This window comes from Plantactinospora sp. KBS50 (assembly GCF_002285795.1).
Classification (GTDB): Bacteria; Actinomycetota; Actinomycetes; order Mycobacteriales; family Micromonosporaceae; genus KBS50.
The window spans coordinates 657199-679546 of sequence record NZ_CP022961.1; the positions used below are offsets into that span (position 1 = coordinate 657199).

The following is a 22348-nucleotide window of genomic DNA, read 5'->3' on the forward strand; positions in this document are numbered from 1 at the left end:
CCTGAGCCTCGCAGGCTCAGGTCAGCGACCGGCCGGACGCAGCCCGAGCGGCTTGCCCAACAGCGACTCCCGGCGGACCGCGAGCCGGTCCGCCACCGCGTTCAGCGCGCGGGCCGCCGGTGCGTCCGGTGCGTCCAGCACGATCGGGGTACCCGCGTCGCCGCTCTCCCGGACCCGGGTGTCCAGCGGCACCTGACCCAGCAGCGGAACCGGAGCGCCCAGCACCCGGCTCAGCGACTCGGCCACGGTCGCACCGCCACCGGCGCCGAAGACCTCCATCCGGGAGCCGTCCGGCAGCTCCAGCCAGGACATGTTCTCGACGACCCCGACCAGGCGCTGGTGGGTCTGCAGGGCGATCGCGCCGGCCCGCTCGGCGACCTCGGCGGCGGCGGCCTGCGGCGTGGTCACCACCAGGATCTCGGCGTTGGGCAGCAGTTGGGCGAGCGAGATCGCCACGTCGCCGGTGCCGGGCGGCAGGTCCAGCAGCAGCACGTCGAGTTCGCCCCAGTACACGTCGGCGAGGAACTGCTGCAACGCGCGGTGCAGCATCGGCCCCCGCCAGACCACCGCCGCGTTGCCCGCGGTGAACATGCCGATCGAGATCACCTTCACCCCGTGCGACTGCGGGGGCATGATCATGTCCTCGACCCGGGTGGGCGAGGCGTCGGCGCCGAGCATCCGGGGCACCGAATGACCGTAGATGTCCGCGTCGACCACCCCGACCGACAGCCCTCGGGCGGCCAGCGCCGCCGCCAGGTTGACCGTCACGCTGGACTTGCCGACGCCACCCTTGCCGCTGGCCACCGCGTACACCCGGGTCCGGGAGCCGGGCTGGGCGAACGGGATCACCGGCTCCTGGGCGGCGGCGCCGCCGCGCAGCCGGGTCTGTAGCGCCTGGCGCTGCTCCGGGCTCATCACCCCGAACTCGATCTCCACCCCGCTGACCCCGGGCACCGCCCCGACGGCCGCGGTGATGTCCGTGCGCAGCTTGTCGCGCAGCGGGCAGCCGGCCACGGTGAGCAGCAGTTCCACCCGGACCACCCCGTCCGGGCCGACCTCGGCCGAACGGACCATGCCCAGTTCGGTGATCGGCCGACGGATCTCCGGGTCGTCGACGGTGGCGAGCGCGGCCTGTACCGCTTCCTCGACGGTGCTGGCGGGTGCAGACATGCCGGCAATGCTACGTCGGCGCCGTTCACCGGCCCGCCGGTGGCCGGTGCGGATGTGAGCGAGTCGATGCCCCGCCTTGCGGGATTTCGGGGGCTGTCGGGAGAAAATGGCGATTTGCTGCTGGACGCCGTACCTCTGGCGGTGCGACGATCGTTACAGCGCCGCGCGCCCTGCCCCTTGAGGCGCGCGGCGTCCCCCTGTCCGGCCGGTCCACCTGCCCGGGCGGTCAGTCCCCGTCCAGATCGTCCCGCGGCTCGTCCAGGAACGGCTCGCCACCGCCGCGTTCCGGGGCGTACTGGCGCCGCTCGATCCGCTGCCGGCGCCGGTTCTGCTCGTCCAACTCCTCCGCCAGTCGGCTCAGTTCCGACCGGACGAAGTCGCGGGTGGAGACCTCGCCGAGCGCGATCCGCAGCGCCGCGATCTCCCGGGTCAGGTACTCGGTGTCCGCCTTCTGCATGGCGGCCCGCCGCCGGTCCTCCTCCATCGCCAGACGGTCCCGGTCGGCCTGCCGGTTCTGCGCCAGCAGGATCAGCGGCGCCGCGTACGAGGCCTGCAAGGACAGCAGCAGGGTGAGGAACGTGAAGGTGTACGGGTCGAAGCGCAGCCGGGACGGGGCGAGCGTGTTCCAGCCCAACCAGATGGAGATGACAAGCGTCATCCAGACGATGAAGTTCGCCGTACCCATGTAGCGGGCCGTTCCCTCGGCCCACCGGCCGAAGGCCTCCGGGTCGAACCGGGGCAGCTTGATCCGGCGGGGCTGGGTGGGCTGGTCCAGCCGGGGCACCTGGCGACGGTCAACCACTGCGGGCCTCCCCGGCGTGCGAGGCGTCCAGGACCCGGGCCGGCCCGTCCGTGGCGTCCCGGTCGCGCCAGTTGCGCGGCAGCGAGTGGTCCAGCACGTCGTCCACGGTCACCGCGCCGACCAGCCGGTTGGCGGCGTCCACCACCGGCATCGCCACCAGGTCGTAGGTGGCCATCCGGCGGGTGATCTCCGGAAGCGGTGTGGCCGGCTGGAGCGGGTCGATGTCGTTGTCCACCACCCCGCCCAGCAGCTCGGCCGGCGGCTCGCGGAGCAGCCGCTGGAAGTGCACGATGCCCAGGTAGCGGCCCGTGGGCGTGGCCAGCGGCGCGCGGGTGACGAACACCTGCGCGGCCACCGCGGGCGAAAGCTGCGGCTCCCGGATCCGGGCCAGCGCCTCGGCCACCGTCGCGTCCGGCGGCATGATCACCGGCTCGGAGGTCATCACGCTGCCCGCCGTACCCGGGTTGTACTTGAGCAGCTGCCGGACCGGGTCGGCCTCGTCCGGGCGCATCAGGTCCAGCAGCACGTCCTGCTCCGGCGGGGACAACTCGTTGAGCAGGTCGGCCGCGTCATCCGGGTCCATCTCCTCCAGGATGTCCGCCGCCCGCTCCCGGTCCAGCGCCGCGAGGATCTCCACCTGATCCCGCTCGGGCAGCTCGCTGAGCACGTCCGCCAGCCGTTCGTCGTCCAGCGCGGCGGCCAGCTCGTTGCGGCGGGCGTCCGGCAGCTCCTGCAGCGCGTTCGCCAGGTCGGCCGGGCGCATCTCCTCCAGCACGGCCAGCAGGTTGGCGGTGCCGCGTTCCCCGTCCGGCGCGCCCAGCAGCCCGCGCACGTCCGCCCACCCGACCTGGTGCAGATGGCCCCGCCGGGTCAGCCGGCCGGTGTGCTCCCGCACCGCGATCCGGGACAGCGCCCACTCGCCGGTGCGGCTGCACTCCATCGCCACGTCGACGACCGTGCCCTGGGCGCCGGACGGCTCGACCCGGACCCGCCGGTCCAGCAGGTCCTCCAGCACCAGCAGCTCGTTCGGGCGCTTCGAGAAGCGCCGCAGGTTGAGCGTGCCGCTGCCGAGCGCCACGGCCTCGCCGTCGATGGACGTGATCCGGTTGATGGACAGGAAGATGCGCCGACGCATCGGCATCTCCGCCACCAGGCCGACCACCTGCGGCGGCCGGTTGCTGGTCCGGAGCCGGGCCACCGCATCGCGGACGCGCCCCACCTGGTCACCGTTGGGGTCGAAGACGGTGAGCCCGGCGAGGCGGGCGATGTACACCCGGTTCGGCGTGGTCACCGCCCAAGCGTACGGGCCTAGGGTTGGGCACCATGTCGAGCCTCAGTTACGAGATCGTGGACGTCTTCACCGATCGGCCGTTCGCCGGCAACCCCCTCGCGGTGGTGTTCGGCGCCGAAGACCTCGCCGCGTCGCAGTTGCTGGACCTGACCCGGGAGTTCAACCTCTCCGAGACGGTGTTCATCCTGCCGCCCACCCGGGCCGGTGCGACGTACCGGGCGCGGATCTTCACGGTCGACGGCGAGCTGCCGTTCGCCGGGCACCCCAGCGTGGGCGCCGCGGTCACCGGCAGCCGGCGCGGTGACTTCCCGGCCGGCGACCTGGTGCAGGAGTGCGGCGCCGGGCTGCTGCCGATCACCGTGGCCGACGGCCAGGCGACGCTGAGCGGCGGCACCCCGACCCTCGGCCCGCAACTCGACCCCGGGCCGCTGCTGGCGGTGGCGGGTCTGGCGGACACCGACCTCGCCGGGCCGCCGCCCCGGACCGCCGGCTGCGGGCTGGAGTTTCCCTACCTGTCGGTACGCCCCGACGCGGTGGCCCGGGCCGCCGTCGACATCGCGGCGGCCCGGCGGTACGGGGTGAATCAGCTGATGGTGCTGGGCTGGCACCCGCAGCAGCGGACCGCGTACGTCCGGATGTTCGGCGTCGGGCTGGGCGTGCCCGAGGACCCGGCCACCGGCTCGGCGGCGCTGGGTCTCGGGGTCTGGCTGGTCGCCACCGGCCTGCTGCCCGGCGACGGGGAGAACGCGTACACCGTCCGGCAGGGGATCGAGATCCACCGGCCCTCGACCCTGGAGTGCCGGGTGACCGCCGCCGGCGGGGCCGCCACCGCGGTGACGGTGACCGGGCACGTCGTACCGGTGGCCCGCGGCGAGATCATGGTGCCGCCGTTCGTGGGTTGACCGGGCCGGCGGCGGCGCACCCCGGCCGGTCCGCCCGGCGTACCCGTCAACGCTGCCGGCGTACCCGGTGCAGCCGGAACGGTCGCCAGGTCCGCCGCGTCGCGGGCGTCTCCCGGACGGCGGCCGCGAGCGACCCGGCCGGCAACGCGGCACCGGCGGCCGGCGCCGCCGCGGCCGGCGTCAACCGGCTCAGCGTGCACTCGTCGGCCCACCGCTGCACCACCCGGGGCGCCGGTTCGGGCGAGTTGAGCCGCTTGGCGGCCACCTGCGGGGCGACCGCCGACCACGCCTCGTCGGACGGGCTCAGCCGGCTCACCTCGGCCGGCCAGCTCACGATCCGGCCGCCGTGGTCGCCGCGCAGCGTCACCACGGCCGAGCCGGCGTCGGCCAGCCCGGGCACCGACTGCTCGCCGGGACCGGTCAGCACGTAGAGCGCGCCGTCGATCGGCACGCACCAGGCCGCGTACGCGGGTCCGTCGTCGACCGCGATCCACGCCATGCTCGCCTTCTTGAGCGCCTCGGTCCGGACGGCGGACCCGGCGGTCGGGTCCGGCTCGGCCGTCGCGTCGGGCTGGGCCGTCGCGTCGCGCTCGGCCGGCGGTGTCGGCACGCCCGGTGGTGCCGGCCGGGCCGCTGCGGCCGGCGGCGTCGGCCGGTCCAGTGCCGGGCCGGCCGCGGCGGGCGTCGGTCGGACCGGCCGCGTCGGCTGCGTCGGCGGCGTCGGCGGCGTAGCGCCCGCCGACGGTGCCGGCGGTGTGGGCCTGGCCGGCGGCGTCGGCGGGGTCGGCGGGGTCGGCCTGGTCGGCGGTGTGGGCCTGGTCGGCCGGTCAGGCTGCTCGGTCACCCACCCATCGTGCCGTACCCGGCCGCCTCCGGGCAGCCGCCGGCGAAGAACCGAGGCGCCCGGTCCCACGCCCGGGCGACTCAAACCGGCGCGGTCAGGCGCCCGGCGTAGGCGGGTGCGGGGGCCGGCGCCGGGTCATCCGACCCCACCAGGCCGGGCACGGCCTCCAGGGAGGTCACGGTCGGACCGCGCCAGTCCACGTCGGCGTCGAAGACCAGATGGGTGACCAGATCCGGGGCGGCCAGCCGGACGGCCGTGAGCCCGACCGCGCTCGCCCCGGTCAACTCCCGGCCACCGCCGTCACCCACGTACAGACAGTCCGCCGGACGCACCGCCAACCGTCGGCAGGCGGCCAGGAACATCTCCGGATCGGGCTTGCAGCGGCCAACCTGGATCGACAGGATCCGCACGTCCAGCAACGGCGTCACCGGCAGGCTCGGCAGGAGGGCCGGCAACTCGTGGGTGCAGTCGCTGACCAGCCCGGTGCGTACGCCCCGACGGCGCAGCGCCCGCAGCACCGGGACGGCCTCCGGGCGCAGCCGGGTGTCGGCGCGGACCGCCGCGAGCCGGTGCCTGCGGGCGGTGCGGAGCGCGGCGTCCGTGGGCCGGGCACCGGCCTGCTCGCCGACCCAGCGCAGCGATGCCGTCGCGTCGCCGAGCGCGCCGCTGGCCCGCTGCTGGAACGACCGGTCGAGCACGTCGGTGAGGCTGGCCGGATCGCAGCCCAGCGCCTCGGCCACCGCGCGGTGTCGCGATCCGCGCTGCACCGCACGGGTGAGGGTGCCGAAGAAGTCGAACAGCACCGCCTGGAATGCGGCCATGACGGCAGGAACCTCCGAACGCCGGTCCGGCAGGCCCGGATGGGCCGCGCAGCCGACCCTAGGCCGCTGACCAGGCGTCCGGACGCTGTGGGGATACTCGGCTGTGCCGCACCGCTACTCCAATTCACCGCCCCTGCCCCCCGTCGACCCGCTCACCGGCGCCGCGGTGGCGGTGGCGCTGGTCGCGATCTCGTCCTCCGGCCCGCTCATCGCGTACGCCGCCGCGCCCGCGCTGGCCGTGGCGTTCTGGCGCAACGCCGGCGCGCTGGCGCTGCTGGGGCCGTTCTCGCTGGTCCGCCGGCGGGCCGAACTCCGCCGGCTGTTCGGCGCCGCCGGGCGCCGGGCCGGCTGGTACGCGGTGCTGGCCGGGCTCGCGCTGGCGGTGCACTTCGGCACCTGGACGCCCAGCGCGCAGCTCACCTCGGTGGCCGCGGCCATCGCGCTGGTGGCCACCCAGCCCGTCTGGCAGGGCCTCATCGCGCTCGGCCAGGGCCGGCGGCTGCCCCGGCGGGCCTGGCTCGGCATCGGCCTCGCGGTCGCCGGTGCCGCGCTGGTCACCGGCGCCGACCTCGGCACCTCCGGGCGGGCCGTGCTGGGCGATCTGCTCGCCCTGGTCGGCGGGATGGCGGCGGCCGTCTACACCGCGTTCGGCGAGCGGGTACGCAGCACCGCCAGCACCGCCACCTACACCACGGTCTGCTACGGGGTGTGTGCCGTCCTGCTGCTGGCGGTGTGCCTGGTCGCCGGGGTCCGGCTGACCGGGTTCGGCGCGTCGGCCTGGGTGGCCATCCTCGGCCTGGTCCTCGGCGCCCAACTGCTCGGCCACTCCATGCTGAACTACGCCCTGCACCGGATCTCGGCGACCACGGTCAGCGTGCTCATCCTGCTGGAGGTGCCCGGTGCGGCGCTGATCGCCTGGGTCTGGCTGGGTCAGGTGCCCCGGCCGGCGGCGCTGCCCGGGTTGGTGCTGCTGCTGGCCGGGGTGGCGGTGGTGGTCCGCAGCGGTGCCGTGGGCCGCCGGACGACCCCGGTCACCGCCCCGGCGGAGACCGCACCCCTGCCGGACTGAGCGCCACGCCGCCGAGCGCTTCCCGCCGGTTACCCTGGTCGCGCCTTCGGCGACGCCGCGGCACTGCGACACCGCGACGCTACGGCAGCACGGCAGGTCGGGGAGGGAAGTCGACGATGGACGTCTGGGCTCGGCTGCGGGGAACGGCGCGACGAGGCGCCGGTTACGGTCGGACGCTGGCGGCGACGCGGAGCGGTCGGTGGACGCTGGCCGGTGTCGGCGCCGTTGCGCTGGCCCTGCTGGTGTGGGCCGTCCTGCCCGAGACTGCCGCGACGCCCCCGCGCGCCCGGCAGTACGTCGACTTCACCGGCTGCCTGCTCACCGACGAGCACGGCATCACCGGTCCGGATGCCGCGCCCATGTGGGCCGGCCTGCAGGATGCCTCCGCGGAGACCCACGTGCGGGTGCAGTTCCTGGAGATCGTCGGGGAGCAGACGGCGGACAACGCCGCGACGTTCGCGTCCAGTCTCGCCCAGAGCCACTGCGATCTGATCTTCGCGGCCGGACCCGTCGCGACCTCCGGGGTCCGGCAGTCGGCCAGCGCGTTTCCCCGGGTCCGTTTCTATCTCGTGGGTGCGGCGACACGGCCGGGCTCGAACATCTCCACTGTGGATGGTCCTAGCCGTGAGGCGGTCCGGGACGCGGTCGTAGGGTATTGCCGTGGTGACGATGCGTCTGCATACTCTCGTTGCTGATTCGGCGTGATGCTGCCTCCGAGCCCCTCGGGCCGCTAGCACTCCCCGACGAGGCGCTATGCCGCGCGGAGCAGCCGCTTCGCGGGCCGGCTGCGGGGGAAGGCGCTGCGATGGGTGCTGGCTTGATCGACCTTTGCCTTGGCTTCGGGCGGCGACGCGCCGGTCGTTGGACGCGTCGCCTCGCCGTGCTGGTGGTGCTGGCCGTCGGGATGAGCGTCGCGGTGCCGGTGGATGCCGTCCCGGTCGGGGAGGGCTTCCCGCTGTCCTGGATGTGGAGCTGGCTACAGATCGATCGTGCGTGGTCAGCCGTCGGCCTCCTCGGACTGCCGGTCCAGGCCGGTGGGACGGCCAAGAACAAGGATCACCACGTGCCGGCCGCGGCGACCGATGCGGGTCGGGGCGCGGGTCGGGCACCGGGCCGGCCGCCCGGCGCGTTGGCGCCGGCGGCCCGACCCGTGCGCGAGGTCCGGTCCGGCCTGGCGGGTAACCAGCCCAGCGACCGGAGCTTCGACGCCAAGACCAGCAAGCGGATCGCAACGGCGGCGTCGGCGACCTCGGACGTCTACCGCAACCGGGACGGGTCGTACACGCGCAAGGTCTACGACGGGCCGATCAACTACCGGGCGAACGACGGCAGTTGGCGACCGATCGACACGGCTCTGGTCCGCACCGGAGACCGCTATCGCCAACGGGCCAACGGGCCGACGCTGAGCATGGCCACCCTGGCGGCGGACCCGGCGATCGCGTCGTTGCAGGTGGATGCTGACCACGCCATCTCGTACTCGTTGGCCGGGGCCGCCAGCGTCGCGGCAGAGGTCGATGGCGGCAAGGCGACGTACCACGACGTCCTTCCGGGCACCGACCTCGAGCTCACCTCCATGGCGAGCGGGGTGAAGGAATCGCTGGTGCTGCACTCCGCGGACGTGGCCACCTCGTGGTTGTTCCCGCTCGACGTCCGGGGCCTCACCCCACAGGCCGAAGCCGACGGGTCGGTATCGCTGCTCGACGAGACCGGCAACCGGCTGGCCTACATGCCGCACGGGCTGATGTGGGACTCGAAGTTCGATCCCCAGTCGGGAGGTTTCGCCGAGTCCCGCGGGGTCACCTACGAGCTCACCAGCGCGGAGACCGGCCCCGCCATTCGGGTGAGCATCGATCAGGGTTGGCTCCGGGATCCGGCCCGGACCTTCCCGGTGACCGTCGATCCGTCGACCACCCTGGCCGACTACATGGACACCTATGTGCGTAGCGACAATCCCGCAGACCACGGCAGCGAAGCCGAGTTGCAGGTCGGGACCTACAACAGTGGCTCGTCCAAGGCCTACTCGTTCCTGGGATTCAACGACTTCGGCGCCGCATACGCCGGCGCCAGGATCAGCGCGGCCTCACTCAAAATCTTCGACTCCTGGGCATACACGTGTACCCCGGAGCCGTTCTCGGTAAATCCCATCACCCAGTACTGGTCGCCGTCGACGCTGACCACCTACCCCGGACCCAGCTTCGGCGCGTCCATCGGCTCGGTGACCGCCAACCCCGGCGCGGCCTGTACGAACACCAAAGGCGACCGCAGCATCGGCACGTGGATGACGGTCCCGCTGGCGACCGCCACCCTGCAGGACTGGGCGTTGAACAAGAAGCCGAACTACGGCCTCGCCGTCACCGCCTCGCAGAGCGACTCGTACCAGTGGAAGAAGTTCACCTCCCGCAACGGTCCCTCACCGAGCCTGGCGCCGTACCTGGAGATCACCTACTCGTGGGGTCGGCGCCGCAGGTGGACGCCCAGTATCCGCCGTCCGGGTACGCCGTGCCGAGCCTGACTCCGGAGCTGTTGGCCGCCGCCCACGACCCTGACTCGTTCCCCAATTCCCTCACCTACGACTTCGCGGTCTTCGACAGCCACGCCACCAAGATTGCCGACTCCGGGTGGATCGCTTCCCGGAGCTGGGTGGTGCCGGCGGGAAAGCTGACCTGGGGCCAGGACTACCAGTGGACGGTCACGGCCTCCGACGGGTACTTCGGCAGCACGTCCCAGACCACCAACATCTTCTCCACGCCCGTGCCGCAGCCGTTGATCACCTCCGGTCTGGCGCAGAACGGCGACCAGGGTTTCGAGGCCCAGGTCGGCAACTACACCACCGCGGCCACCGACGCCACGGTCGCGACCATCGGCCCGCCGCTGGCCATCGAGCGCGCCTACAACAGCCAGGACCCCAGGCTGACCGACGCCTTCGGCGCGGGCTGGTCCACCGTCGCCGACGTGAAGGCGACCGAACAGAAGGACACGGCCGGGGCGGTGCAGACCGTCGTCGTCACCTACCCGGGCGGTCAGGAGGTGGCCTTCGGTCGTAACGGCAACGGCACGTTCACCCCGCCGTCGGGCCGGTTCGCCACCTTCAGCACGATGACCGGCGGTTACAAGCTGGTGGACAAGGACGGTACGACCTACACCTTCACCGCGCCGACCGGCCTCACCGGGCAGTACGGGGTGGCATCCATCGCCGACGCGCAGGGCCGGACCGAGACCTTCGGCTACGACACGGCCAACCACCTGACCACGATGACATCGGCCTCCGGCCGGGCGCTGCATCTGAGCTGGTCCACACCATCCGGCGGCACCGCCGCGCACGTGAACGCGGTGGTGACCGACCCGGTCACCGCGGGAGACCCCGCCTCGGCGGCGACCTGGACCTACGAGTACACCGGTGACCGGTTGACCAGGGCCTGCCCGCCCACGTCGAGCACCGCCTGCCTGACGTACACCTACACCACCGGATCGCACTATCCGAGCGCGGTGATGAACGCCGGCCCCCGCTCGTACTGGCGGTTGACGGAGACCTCGGGCGAGACGGCCGCAAGTGAGGTGCTGGACAACCAGGGCACCGATGTCGGCACGTACCACGACGTCGCGTCGGGCCAGCCCGGGCCGTTGCCCGGGTCCTCGGCAACCGCGGCGGGGTTCAACGGCACCTCGTCACTGGTGAAGCTGCCCAACAAGCTGGTCTCGACCGCCAGTTACCAGTCCATCAGCCTCTGGTTCAAGGCGAACGCGGGTGACAGTGGCCCGTTGATCAGCTACCAGGGCGACCCGATCACCAACGCGAGCACGCCCGGCAACTACGCCCCGGCGCTGTACATCGGTACCAGCGGCAAGCTCTACGGCAAGTTCTGGGACGGCAGCACCGCCGGCATCGCGACCCCCTCCTCGGTGACCGACGGTGGCTGGCATCACGCGGTGCTGGTCGGCGCGGGTGACATCCAGTGGCTGTACCTCGACGGGGCCGTGGTCGGCTCCCGTACCGGTCTCATCCAGATCGGAGTCTCCAGCGCCGCGAACGAGTACATCGGGGCCGGCTTCCTGGGCGGCAACTGGGTGGACGAGCCGCACTACCACCAGGACGGCAACACCGGATATCCCAGCTACTTCAAGGGCGCCATCGCCGAGGTGTCGGTCTTTGACAGGCCGCTGACCAGCGCGAACGTGGCCGCGATCGCCAACACCGGCAAGGTCGCCGCGAAGCCACTGGCCTCGGTGGTGCGGCCGTCCGGCAACGTCACGGTGGGCATCGCCTACAACCCCGTCTCCAGCAAGGTCAGCCAGGTCACCGACTCCAACGGCGGAGTCTGGAAGGTCAACGAGCCGACCGTGTCGGGGTCGTACCAGCCGTACGCCGCGGCCGTGCTCGCGGCGGCGCCCGCCGACTACTGGCGGTTGGCCGAGACCGGTAGCACCGACGCGGTCAACGAGATCAACGGCAACACCGCGACGTACCGTGCGGTCACGCTCGGCACCGCCGGCGGCCCGTTCGACGATCCGGCCGTGCCCAGCGACAACAGCACCGTCGCGAGCTTCGACGGCACGTCGTCCTACCTGCAACTGCCCTCGGCGGACGTCCCCGCCGCCTGCCCCTGCTCGGTCGGCATGTGGTTCAAGGCCAACGCCGGCGACCGCGGTCCGCTGTTCAGCTACCAGGCGGACCCGCTGGAGAACGCCACCACCTCCGACAGCTTCACCCCGGCGCTGTACATCGGCACCAGCGGCAAACTGCACGGCAGGTACTGGAACAGCGCGCAGATCAACTCCGCCGGCTCGGTGGCCGACGGTCAGTGGCACCACGTGGTGCTCGCGGCCTCCGCCACCGCCCAGTCGATGTACCTGGACGGGACCCTCGTCGGCTCCTCCACCGGAACCATCGCCGCGTACGCCGGTGGCACCGCCAACGCCTATGTCGGCGGTGGATTCTGGGGCGGTTCCTGGCCGGACGAGCCGCACCAGGGCCAGAGCGGCAACACCGGCTACGCCGGCTACTTCAAGGGTCAGATCGCCGAGGTGGCGTTGTACCGGACGCAACTGTCGGCGGCGCAGGTCGGTGCCCAGTTCGCCGCCCGCGCCAAGACGGTGGGTGTGCCGGCCAAGACGGCCACCATCACCGACCCCGGAAACCGGACGGTCAGCCACGTCTACGAGCTGAACAGTGGCCACGAACTGACCGCGATCGACGCCTTGGGCAACAGGACCCGGTACGGGTACGACACCGGCGGGTTCATGCGCACGGTGACCGACCCGAACGGCAACGTGGAAACCACCGAGCACGACGTCCGCGGCAACGCGATCTCGCAGACGACCTGCCAGGACCGCTCGCAGAACAAGTGTTCCACGGTGTACTTCACGTACTACCCCGACGCCACCACCAAGGTGCTGACACCGGATCCGCGCAACGACGTGATGCTGACCACCCGCGACGGGCGTTCGGCCTCGGCGACCGACAACACCTATCTGACCAGCTACGCCTACGACGCCAGGGGCAACCGCACCGGGGTCACCGACCCGCTGGGCCGCTCCACGACCACCACCTTCACCGACGGCACCACCATCGCGGCGGTGAACGGCGGCTTCGCCCCGCCCGGCCTGCCCAGCACGGTCACCACGGCCGGCGGTGCGGCACAGAAGGTCGACTACTTCGCCAACGGCGACGTGGCGCGGACCACCGACGTCGGGGCAAGGTCACCAGCTTCACCTACGACGGACTGGGACGGGTCCTCACCGAGACCGAGACCACCGACTCGTTCCCGGCCGGCCTGGTCACCTCGTACACCTATGACAAGGTCGGACGCCGGCTGACCCAGACCGAGCCGCCGGTGACCAACCGGGTCACCGGCGCCGTGCACACCCCGGTCACCACCACCGTGTACGACGTGGACGGGCTGGGCATCTCGGAGACGGTCGCCGACAGCACCGGTGGCGACGCGGCACGGACCGAGTCGCGCACCTACAACTCGCACGGACTGGCGGAGACCAGCACCGATGCGGCAGGCAAGACCACCCGGCTGGAGTACGACGCGTACGGCAACCAGACCAAGGAGTTCGACTCCGACGGCGGAGAGGTCGACAGCACCTACGACGCCGAGGGCAGGTTGCTGACCGAAACCCTGGTCGGCTACACCGGCGACCCGAACAACCCTGGCGCACCCACGAACCTGGTCACCGCCTCGTACGCGTACGACCCGGCGGGCCGGCTCGCCAGCGAGACCGACGCGATGGGTTGGGTGACCTCGTACACCTACACCGACAACGGCCTCCAGGCGACGATCACGCGCCGTGACCCGGTGTCGGGCGCGTCGTTCGTCCAGGAGAGCAACGCGTACGACGCTGCCGGCAACCTGCTGTCGCAGACCACCAACAACGGGACCACGACCACCACCTTCGCCGTGGACGCGGCCAACCGGACGACCGCCTCCACGCTCGACCCGGCCGGACTCAACCGGGTCAGCAGCTTCGAGTACTCGACGGACGACCAGCAGGTGGCCGAGACCGTTTCCGGCTCGGCCGGCGTGTTGTCCCGGTCCGAGACGATGTACGACCCGGCGGGCCGAGCCGTCGCGCACACCGTGCTGAACGGCACGACGGCACCGGTCGCCCGATGGAAGCTCAACGACACCTCGGGCCTCACCGCCACCGACTCCGCCGGCAACAGCCCGGCCACCGGAACCAGCGGGGTGACCTGGTCGTCCGCGCACGGAGGCTCGGCGATCTTCGACGGTACGGGTGGCCGGCTGACCACCACCGCACCGGCGCTGGACAGCGCACGCGGTTTCACCGTCTCGGCCTGGGTCAACCTGGCCGACAACACCAGGACGCACACGGTGGCGAGCGCGACAGGTCGCCGGCAGAGCCCGTTCGAGCTGCGCTTCGACGCCAGCAACCACTGGCAGTTCGTGGTCCGGCAGGCCGACGCCGACAGCGCCGCGGCGACCGCCGTGACCTCGACGGCAGCTCCGGCGCTGAACACCTGGACCCAGCTCACCGGGGTGTACGACCCGGCAGCCGGCACCCTGAAGCTCTACGTCAACGGCGCCTCACCGGCCTCGGCCACCGCACCGAAGACGTTCACCGGCGTCGGCCCGTTCCAGATCGGCTCCGACCTGACCAACGGAACGGTCGGCAACCTCTGGCAGGGCTCGCTCAGCGACGTGCAACTCTATTCGCGGCCGCTCACCAGCACCGAGGTCTCGTCGGTCTACCAGGGCACCGCTCCGGCCGCCGGCGCCGGCGCGATCCGCACCAGCCAACTCGTCGACCAGGACGGGCTGGCCACCGCCGTGGTCGACCCGAACGGAAACGTCACCAACTACGACTATGACGAGGCCGGTCAGGCCGTGGTCACCGTCGCCCCGGCGGTGTTGACCGAGACCAACGGTGGCGCCCCGGTCGCCACCCGGGCCGTCTCCTACACCGGGTACGACACCTTCGGCGAGCAGACCGAGTCGAAGGACCCGAACGGCAACGTGACCGTGACCGCGTACGACGCGGCCGGCCGGCCCACCTCCACCACCCTGCCCAGCTACACCCCGCCGGGCACGTCGACACCGATCAGCCCGGTCAGCACGATCGCCTACGACACGCTCGGCCAGGTCACCAGCCAGACCGACCCGCTGGGCAAGATCACCCGGTACACCTACGACCAGCTCGGTCGGGTCGCCAAGGTCACCACGCCCGATCTGGCGGCAACCACGTTCACCTACGACGCCCTGGGCGACCGGCTCACCTCGACCGACCCGACCGGTGCGGTCCACGCCTCGACCTACGACTACCTCGGCCATCAGCTGACCACCACCGACGTGGTCCGGCAGGACGGCACCAGCTACACGACGCACTACAGCTACCACCCCAGCGGCTGGGTCTCGGCGGTGCAGAGTCCGTCCGGGGTCACCTCGTCGACGACGTACGACGCGGCCGGCGAGCCGGTCACCCTCACCGACGCAGCCGGCAACATCAGCACCACCGCGTACGACGGCCTGGGCCGCGTGGTCCGCAACACCGCGCCGGACGGCACCTACACCACCACCACGTACGACATGGCTGGCCGGGCGGTGGCGACCAAGGCGTACGACAGCAACAACGTGCTGCTGTCCACCCGTACCTCGGCGTACGACAACGCCAACCAGGTCGTCGCGGCGACCGATGCCCGGGCACCACGACGACGTTCAGCTACGACGCGACCGGTCTGCTCTCCTCGATGAACGAGCCGATCAGCGGGTCGGACTCGATCAGCACCTCGTTCGGCTACGACCTGTTGGGCAACCGGACCCGGATGACCGATGGCCGGGGCAACGTGTTCGTCGCCACCTTCAACCCGTGGAACCTGCCGGAGTCCTCGATCGAGCCGGCCACCGCGGCCTATCCGAACGCCGCCGACCGCACCTTCACCACCAGCTACGACGCGGCCGGCCGGGCCACCTCGCTGCACTCGCCGGGCGGCGTGAGCGTCGCGTACAGCTATGACGATCTGGGTCGGGTGACCCGGCAGAGTGGGTCGGGCGCCGAGGTGGCCACGGTCGACCGGGTGTTCGGCTACGACCTGGCAGGTCGGGTGACCTCGGCCGCCGGGTCGGCGGGTACGGAGAACTTCAGCTACGACGACCGGGGTGGGCTGCGCTCGGCCAGCGGCACCTCCGGAAACTCCGCGTTCAGCTACAACTCCGACGGCGAGATGGCCTCCCGCACGGACGCAGCCGGGACCACCAACTACACGTACGACCAGGCCGGCCGGCTGGCCACGGTGGTGAACACCGGCGCCGCGGTCCGGGCGCACTACGACTACAACGCCCTCTCCCAGGTCAGCAGGATCACCTACGGCACGAACGGAAACGCCCGGAGCTACGGGTACGACGCCCTGCACCGGTTGACCTCGGACGAGCTGAAGACGGCCGGGGGCTCGTCGATAGCGAAAATCGTCTACGGGTACGACGCGAACGGCAACGAGACGTCGAAGACGACGAGCGGGTTTTCCGGTTCGGCGGCCAACACCTACACCTACGACCTCGCCGACCGGCTGACCTCCTGGGACAACGGCAGCACCGTCACGCCGTACGCCTATGACAAGTCGGGCAACCGGGTGCAGGCCGGTCAGCGGACGTTCACCTACGACCAGCGCAACCAGTTGGTCAGCGGCCTGACCGCCGGGGTGTCCACGGCGTACACCTACACGGCGCGGGGCACGCTGGCCACGACCGGCGGGGTGGCGACCCGATCCGACGCTTTCGGTGAGATCACCGCCCAGTACGCGAACGCCACCGACTCCACCACCTACACCTACGACGGTCTGGGTCGGGCGATCCGGCCGGGATTCTCCTACAGCGGTACGGGTAACACGCTTGCCGGGGACGGGAACGCCACGTACACCCGTGGACCGGACGACGAGTTGCTGGGGGTGGCGTCCGGGTCGGCCCAGACGTTGGCCTGGACCGACCAGCACGACGATGTGGTGGCGGAGTTCACCGACGTCGCCGCAGCGGTTGCCGGATCGATGACCTACGACCCGCTGGGAAAGGTGCTGTCCTCTGCGGGAATGCTGGGCGGTCTGGGCTACCAGTCGGAGTGGACGGACGTGTTGACCAGCCGGGTCAACATGCTGGCCCGGTGGTACGACCCGGACACCGGGCAGTTCGACACCCGGGACACGGTGACCAACAGCCCGGTGCCGGACTCGATCGAGGCCAACCGGTTCGAGTACGGCAGCGCGAATCCGCTGACGAACACCGACCCGACCGGACACTTCAGCCTCGGCGGCGCGTGGAAGTCGCTGACCTCGCACGCCTCTTCGACCTATCACTCCGCCGTCTCCCGCGTCTCCTCCGCGGTCAGGAGTTCGTACAACGAGGCACGGGCGCTGGCGCACGACACAATCAACTCGGGTCGCCGGTTCGTGGCGCAGAAGGTGCAGCAGGTCAAGCACGCGTACCACCAGGTGAAGCATGCGGTGGCCAAGAAGTACAACCAGGCGAAACAGTATGTGAAGCACAAGGTGGCGCAGGGACGAAAGTTCGTCTCAAGCCAGTACCACCGGGCCAAACAGCAGGTGAAAAAGACCTATCACCGGCTGAAGCAGGCCGGCAGGACGGTGCAGGCCAACGCCACCAGGGTCGTCCGGCAGGCGAGCCATGCGGTGAAGGACGCCTACCAGACGTCGAAGAAGTTCGTACAGGAACACAAGACCCAGATCATCGAGGTGGCGGCGATCGTTGGTGGGATCGCCGCAGGGCTGGCGTGCACGGCGGCGACCGGTGGTGCGGGGGCGGTGGCCTGCATCGTGGGAGCCTCGGCGTTGATCAACCTGGCCAAGGACGCGGCCGAGGGCAATGTGCAGAGTCTCGGCGATGCGCTGGGTTCGCTGGGTACGGGCGCGGTGCAGGGCGCCGTGTCGGCGGTGACCGGCGGCCTGGGCGGCAAGGCCGCCGGCCTGGTGCTGGGAAAGCTGGGCGGTGCGGCCGCGTCGCTGGGTGGTCGGATGCTGGCCGGTGCGGTTGGCGGTGGGACCAGCGATGCCGCCGCGCAGATGCTCACCACCGGCCGTGTGGACTGGACCGGCGTGGCGTTGGGCGCGGGGATCGGTGCCGTCACGGGTGGTAGACGATCCTGTCACAGCTTCGATGCGCGGACGCGGGTGGTGATGGCTGATGGGAGTAGCCGGCCGATCGCGGAGGTGAACGTCGGGGACAGGGTCAAGGCGACCGATCCGCAGACGGGGAGGACGGCGGTCAAGCCGGTGACGATGGTGCACCGGAACAAGGACAAGGATCTGGTGGACGTCACGGTGCGGACGTCGACTGGGGTGGCGACGTTGCACACGACGGCGCATCATCCGTTCTGGGACGCCACGGCCCGGAAGTGGGTGGAGGCGGCGAAGCTGACGGCTGGTCACAAGTTGCGTACGGTGGCTGGGGCCGCGTTGGCGGCTGTGGTTGCGGTGGCGATGCTGACCGGCACGCAGACCATGGACGACCTCACGGTCGCCGACACCCACACGTACTATGTGTTGGCTGGCACAACGCCGGTGCTGGTGCACAACTGTGGGAAAGACCAAGGAATCTACGAGTTCCCGGACATGCATAACCCTGGCATGACCTATGTCGGCAAGTCGATCAACTTGACGAATCGCTTGGACAAGCACCTTCGTAGTGGTCGTTTGGCGAACATGGATGACGTCAAGATTACGCATGTATGTGGATGCGAGGATGACGTATTCGTGGCTGAGCACTTGCGGATTCAGCAGCTACGCAAACAGGGCGTCCCTTTGTCGAACGATATCAATTCTCCTGGAAAGTCGATCCTTGACAGACGTAACCAACCGATGCTGCCTGGAGCCGAGGATTGGGGTCAATGATGGCTGCTGATTTCTGGTCAGTGATCGGTTCGAATCCCGTTACGAGTCGGGCAGACGTCGAAGCGGCAGTCGAGCAAGTTGAGCAGCGACTGCGCATGCTGGACCTGCCGGACCTGGTTGAGTTTCAAGAGCAGCTGGATCGGAATCTGGATTCGCTGGACTTGGATTCTCTGGCATCAGTTCAGGTCGAGTTGGCGGAAGGCTTGATTCTGGAGCAGACTGCCGATCACTTCCTTTATGCCCGCTGCGCATGCTTGCTCGCTGGGCGGGAGGAGGCTCGGGCGGTACTTGAGGAATCGGAGCGATTCAGTAACTTTGTCGCCCCTCGGCTCCAATCGGCTGAGGCGCTTCTTTACCTCGCGGGAACTGAGTATAAGAAACGCACCGGTGAGCCAATGATGTAACTCCTCAGATTTAGGTATGGGTGGCGATATGGATTTTTCCGAAAGTCAATCGCTGGCCCAGCCTGCGGATTTTCTCCGGTATGTAAAGCGCGTCGGAGGGATTCCCTAGTGTGCCGTGATTCTGTTGCCTTTACGTGATGTGGGTGTGGTTCGCTGTTGCGGTGGAGTTGACATCGGACGAGCGGACCGAGCTTCGGGCATTGATCAACAGCATGGAGGTGTCGGCGGCGGTCGGGACGCGGGCGCGGATCGTGTTGTGGCATGCCGAGGGCCGCCAGAAGAAGGACATCGCGGCCTTGGCCGGGGTGTCGCGTCCGACGGTGGACCTGTGGCTGGCCCGGTACGCCGCCGAGGGCGCCGGTGGTCTGTTCAGCCAACGGCCCGGCGGGGGGCGGGAGCAGGTGCCGGTCCGGATCCGGGCGCGGGTCCTCGCCTTGACCCGGATGAGTCCGCCGGCCGGGACCGGCCTGTCGCACTGGTCCAGCCGGGAGATGGCGGCCTACATCACCCGTACCGAGCAGGTGCCGGTCTCGCACCACTGGGTGGCCAACCTGTGGCGCGAGCACGGACTCAAACCGCACCGGTCCGGCACGTTCAAACTGTCCAGGGATCCGGCGTTCGCGGCGAAGGTGGCCGACATCGTCGGGCTGTATCTGGACCCGCCCGGCGGGGCGGTGATCCTCAGCCTGGACGAGAAGACCCAGATCCAGGCCCTCGACCGCACCCAGCCGCTGCTGCCGATCGAGTTCGACGCCACCGAGAAACGTACCCACGACTACGTGCGGCACGGGACCACGAACCTGTTCGCCGCGCTGAACGTGGCCACCGGCGAGGTGATCGGCGAGTGCCGTCCGTCCCGCAACGGCGAAGAGTTCCTGGCCTTCCTCCGCAAGGCCGTCAGGCCGCACCGGGGCAAGGACGTCCACGTGGTGCTGGACAACCTGTCCACCCACGCCACCCCCGACGTCCTGGCCTGGCTGGAAAAGAACCCCCACGTGCACTTCCACTTCACCCCGACCGGTTCCAGCTGGATGAACCAGATCGAGACCTGGTTCGGCATCATCACCCGGCAGGCGATCCGCCGCGGCACCTTCTCCTCGGTGCAGGTCCTGATCCGCTCCATCCGCGACTACATCACCACCTGGAACGCCAACCCCCGCCCGTTCCAATGGACCGCCACCACCGACGAGATCCTCGCCAAAGTCCAACTCGTACAGACCAGCGTCAAGCAACTCGTCGACAACAACGTCAAGTAAACCCATCAGAATCACGGGACACTAGGGCTCGGTTGTCGTATCGTGTGGCTCGCCAGATACGTTGGTGGGCGCCGCGATTCGCCCCGGTTGCTGGCACGGCTGATGTCAGTGGATCATCATAATTGACTGTCGTCGATGTGACTGGGTGGTGCGTCCTGGGGGTAAGTGATGGTTGTTGGAGTTCGAGAGTTGAGCCGGTCCTGATCGGCGTGCGCGCGGGCCGGAACGGCTGTAGCGCGTGCGCGCGGCCCGGATTCGGCCGGGCCGCTCCCCGTCGTCCGCGCCGAACTCGACGCCGGCTGCCGCCTGGCCGACGAAGCGCTCTACACCGACCAGCATGGCGCCCGCCTGTATACCGTGATCGCCGAGCTGGCCCAGCTCGTCGGCTGGATCGCCTCCGACGCGGGTTACTACCGGCACGCCGAACAGGCATACCTCACGGGCGCCGCCGCAGCAGAAAACGCCGGAGACCGGGTCCTGGGTGGGCAACTGCTGTCCAGCCTCGCCTACCAGATCACCAACATCGGCAAACGCGAAGACGGCCTGCTCATCGCCAAAACCGCCGTGGCCGGTGCCGCCGACGCGACTCCGGTCGCACGGGCGTTGCTGCTGGAGCGCCTGGCCTGGGCCGCTGCCCGCTGCCACGACCCGGACACCTGCCGTCGCGCTCTGGAAGCTGTTGACGACGCCTACGACCAGCGCAGCCCCGGAATCGCCGAACCGGAATGGGTGTACTGGCTCAGCCGCTCCGAGATCGACGTCATGGCCGCCCGCTGCCACATCCAACTCGGCCAACCCGCCGCCGAACCCCTACTCACCCGCGCCCTGGCCGACTACAACCCCGACCACATCCGCGAGGTCGGCCTCTACCAAACCTGGCTCGCCGAAGGCTACGCCCGCACCGGCAACCACGACGCCGCCCGCCACACCCTCGACCACATCGACACCAGCGCCGTCGAAGCCGGCTCCGTCCGCCTCCAACGCCGCATCGACGCCGTCACCCGCCTGACCACAGCCAGCACCTGACCACCCGAGCCCCGGGGCCAGGCTCCACCGTGCGCACACGTACGCCCACGTTGCTGTCACGGCTGCTGTCAACGTCGACTCCCATCGATGAGAGGCCCGTGGCGAATCCGACCGCCTCCCAGCTCAGAGGCATGATCCATATGAGGTCGCCACAGCGACCGTCGTAGCTGGTCCACACGTACTATGTGGTAGCCGGCGACACGCCGGTCCTCGTACACAACTGCAATACGACGATCTACCGAGTGCAGACAGACTACCCGGATAGCCAGCGGCTCTCCGTTCATGGGGATGGCAACGTGTCGATTAATGGTGACGGGATGCTTCATCTGAACATGAGCGGAAATCTTGCTCACTCCGAGCAGTTCCGTGGCTCAGGTGGGCAGATCGTTGCCTTCGACGTTCCGACGTCCTATGTGAATAGTGTCAGGTCGGCGGCCATCAGTCAGCGTCGTCCCTCGGGATTGAGCCGGCGGCAGTGGAATATGTTCTCGGCCGGGCGTCCGCAGATTGACGATCCTGGGAAGGGGCCGGACTTGTACGGCTTGCCATCGGAAATGTTCCCGGGACTCTTGGGGGCAATAATACCTGGATCTGGGAGGGTGTTGTGACTCCGGAGAGTGAGCTCGCTCGGACAAAGTCGCGTCCGGAAATAGAGCCATTAGGGCCCTTGGCTGCGTTCTATGTGGAGGTCGCTAGCTGGGATGAATCTGCCAGGTTCGCGCAGCGTGTGAGAGAGCTTGTTCGTGCGGGAATTCAGGTGTCGGCTACGTGCGACTTCGAAGCGGACGATTTGCCGGAAGCAGGTCTTCCAGCCTGGACGAACGAGGCGGGCTTCCTTCAAGAACAGAATAGTGCCAAGCTTAGATACTCTTTGCATCGCGGCGATGAGAGCTGGACGATGCAGGATCTCCTGTTTTCGTTTGACCCGCGACAGCGAAGTTGGGAATGGTGGGACATAACTCAGATTTCCGCAAATGTTGTGCAGGTTTGGGTGGATTCACGAGGGGAGCCCGTGTTCGCGTGCGACGAGCTGAGGTGGATTTGTTACCTCGGTGGTGCGTGTTCCCTGGTGGGGCCTTTGCTAATGCCATCTGAGTGTTGGGAAAGTGTGCCGTCTATCGGTGTAGTACCCGATTCGACCGGGGTGAGCTGACGTCGATCCGTGACGGCCCGCAAGGGGCAAGCAGGATCGACCGCCAACCGGGTCGCATGCTCACGCAACTCATCGTCGTACTTCTTCGGTGCAGGCATCGCCGGTGTTCCTCCAGGTTTCGATGTCTCCATCTAACCCGGGGCGCAACACTCCGGCCGTACCCGGGGTGGGTGGGTCGCCAGCCGGCGTCGTTCCCGACTCTGACCGGCCGCACGCGCGATCCGGTACATCGTGGACATGGAGCAGTGGTAGCG

General features: G+C 69.8%; 14 protein-coding genes and 1 pseudogene. 10 read left to right on the top strand and 5 right to left on the bottom strand.

From position 1 onward, the window contains the following. Positions 1 to 21 precede the first annotated feature (21 nt). The 3 genes from CIK06_RS02985 to CIK06_RS02995 form a co-directional block, all read right to left on the bottom strand. Entirely contained in the window at positions 22 to 1170 is a 1149-nt protein-coding gene (locus CIK06_RS02985; protein ID WP_095563527.1) for a P-loop NTPase, read from the bottom strand. Between the two features lie 226 nt (positions 1171 to 1396). Then, entirely contained in the window at positions 1397 to 1972 is a 576-nt protein-coding gene (locus tag CIK06_RS02990) for a DUF1003 domain-containing protein (RefSeq protein ID WP_095563528.1), read from the bottom strand. Beyond that, the gene (locus CIK06_RS02995) at positions 1965 to 3263 is read right to left on the bottom strand and encodes a magnesium transporter MgtE N-terminal domain-containing protein (protein WP_095563529.1); all 1299 of its coding nucleotides are present in this window, start codon (positions 3261 to 3263) and stop codon (positions 1965 to 1967) included. Before CIK06_RS02995 ends, CIK06_RS02990 begins: the two co-directional genes overlap by 8 nt. Positions 3264 to 3295: 32 nt before the next feature. Between CIK06_RS02995 and CIK06_RS03000 the strand changes: the two genes are divergently transcribed. Next, on the top strand, positions 3296 to 4165 hold the full coding sequence (locus CIK06_RS03000) for a PhzF family phenazine biosynthesis protein (RefSeq protein WP_095567517.1): 870 nt from the start codon (positions 3296 to 3298) through the stop codon (positions 4163 to 4165). Positions 4166 to 4211: 46 nt separating this feature from the next. On the opposite strand, the gene CIK06_RS03005 is transcribed toward CIK06_RS03000, so the two are convergent. After that, entirely contained in the window at positions 4212 to 4664 is a 453-nt protein-coding gene (locus tag CIK06_RS03005) for a hypothetical protein (protein ID WP_095567518.1), read from the bottom strand. 425 nt (positions 4665 to 5089) lie between these two features. Then, entirely contained in the window at positions 5090 to 5830 is a 741-nt protein-coding gene (locus CIK06_RS03010) for an HAD family hydrolase (protein WP_095563530.1), read from the bottom strand. A gap of 103 nt (positions 5831 to 5933) precedes the next feature. Between CIK06_RS03010 and CIK06_RS03015 the strand changes: the two genes are divergently transcribed. The 9 genes and pseudogenes from CIK06_RS03015 to CIK06_RS03055 all read left to right on the top strand — a co-directional run. Further along, on the top strand, positions 5934 to 6899 hold the full coding sequence (locus CIK06_RS03015; protein ID WP_232533982.1) for a DMT family transporter: 966 nt from the start codon (positions 5934 to 5936) through the stop codon (positions 6897 to 6899). Between the two features lie 116 nt (positions 6900 to 7015). Then, a complete protein-coding gene (locus CIK06_RS03020; RefSeq protein WP_095563531.1) occupies positions 7016 to 7594 on the top strand; it encodes a BMP family ABC transporter substrate-binding protein in 579 nt (192 codons plus the stop codon). Positions 7595 to 7704: 110 nt separating this feature from the next. Continuing rightward, positions 7705 to 9411 (top strand): DNRLRE domain-containing protein, encoded by a 1707-nt coding sequence (locus CIK06_RS03025; protein ID WP_157756580.1) that lies wholly within the window; start codon positions 7705 to 7707, stop codon positions 9409 to 9411. Beyond that, entirely contained in the window at positions 9348 to 12713 is a 3366-nt protein-coding gene (locus CIK06_RS03030; RefSeq protein WP_095563533.1) for a LamG-like jellyroll fold domain-containing protein, read from the top strand. Before CIK06_RS03025 ends, CIK06_RS03030 begins: the two co-directional genes overlap by 64 nt. A gap of 17 nt (positions 12714 to 12730) precedes the next feature. Then, positions 12731 to 15112, top strand: a complete 2382-nt coding sequence (locus CIK06_RS03035) for a LamG-like jellyroll fold domain-containing protein (protein ID WP_198348084.1) — start codon at positions 12731 to 12733, stop codon at positions 15110 to 15112. Beyond that, positions 15109 to 18255: a polymorphic toxin-type HINT domain-containing protein gene (locus CIK06_RS03040; RefSeq protein ID WP_095563535.1), complete on the top strand. Its 3147-nt coding sequence runs from the start codon at positions 15109 to 15111 to the stop codon at positions 18253 to 18255. The genes CIK06_RS03035 and CIK06_RS03040 overlap by 4 nt, the downstream gene beginning before the upstream one ends. Then, positions 18252 to 18659: a DUF4240 domain-containing protein gene (locus tag CIK06_RS03045; RefSeq protein WP_095563536.1), complete on the top strand. Its 408-nt coding sequence runs from the start codon at positions 18252 to 18254 to the stop codon at positions 18657 to 18659. Before CIK06_RS03040 ends, CIK06_RS03045 begins: the two co-directional genes overlap by 4 nt. Before the next feature lie 161 nt (positions 18660 to 18820). Beyond that, positions 18821 to 19915, top strand: coding sequence for an IS630 family transposase (locus tag CIK06_RS03050; RefSeq protein ID WP_095563537.1), 1095 nt, complete (start codon positions 18821 to 18823; stop codon positions 19913 to 19915). Positions 19916 to 20182: 267 nt separating this feature from the next. Beyond that, positions 20183 to 20941 (top strand): annotated as a pseudogene (locus tag CIK06_RS03055) (transcriptional regulator); the annotation flags it as partial. Between the last annotated feature and the right edge of the window lie 1407 nt (positions 20942 to 22348).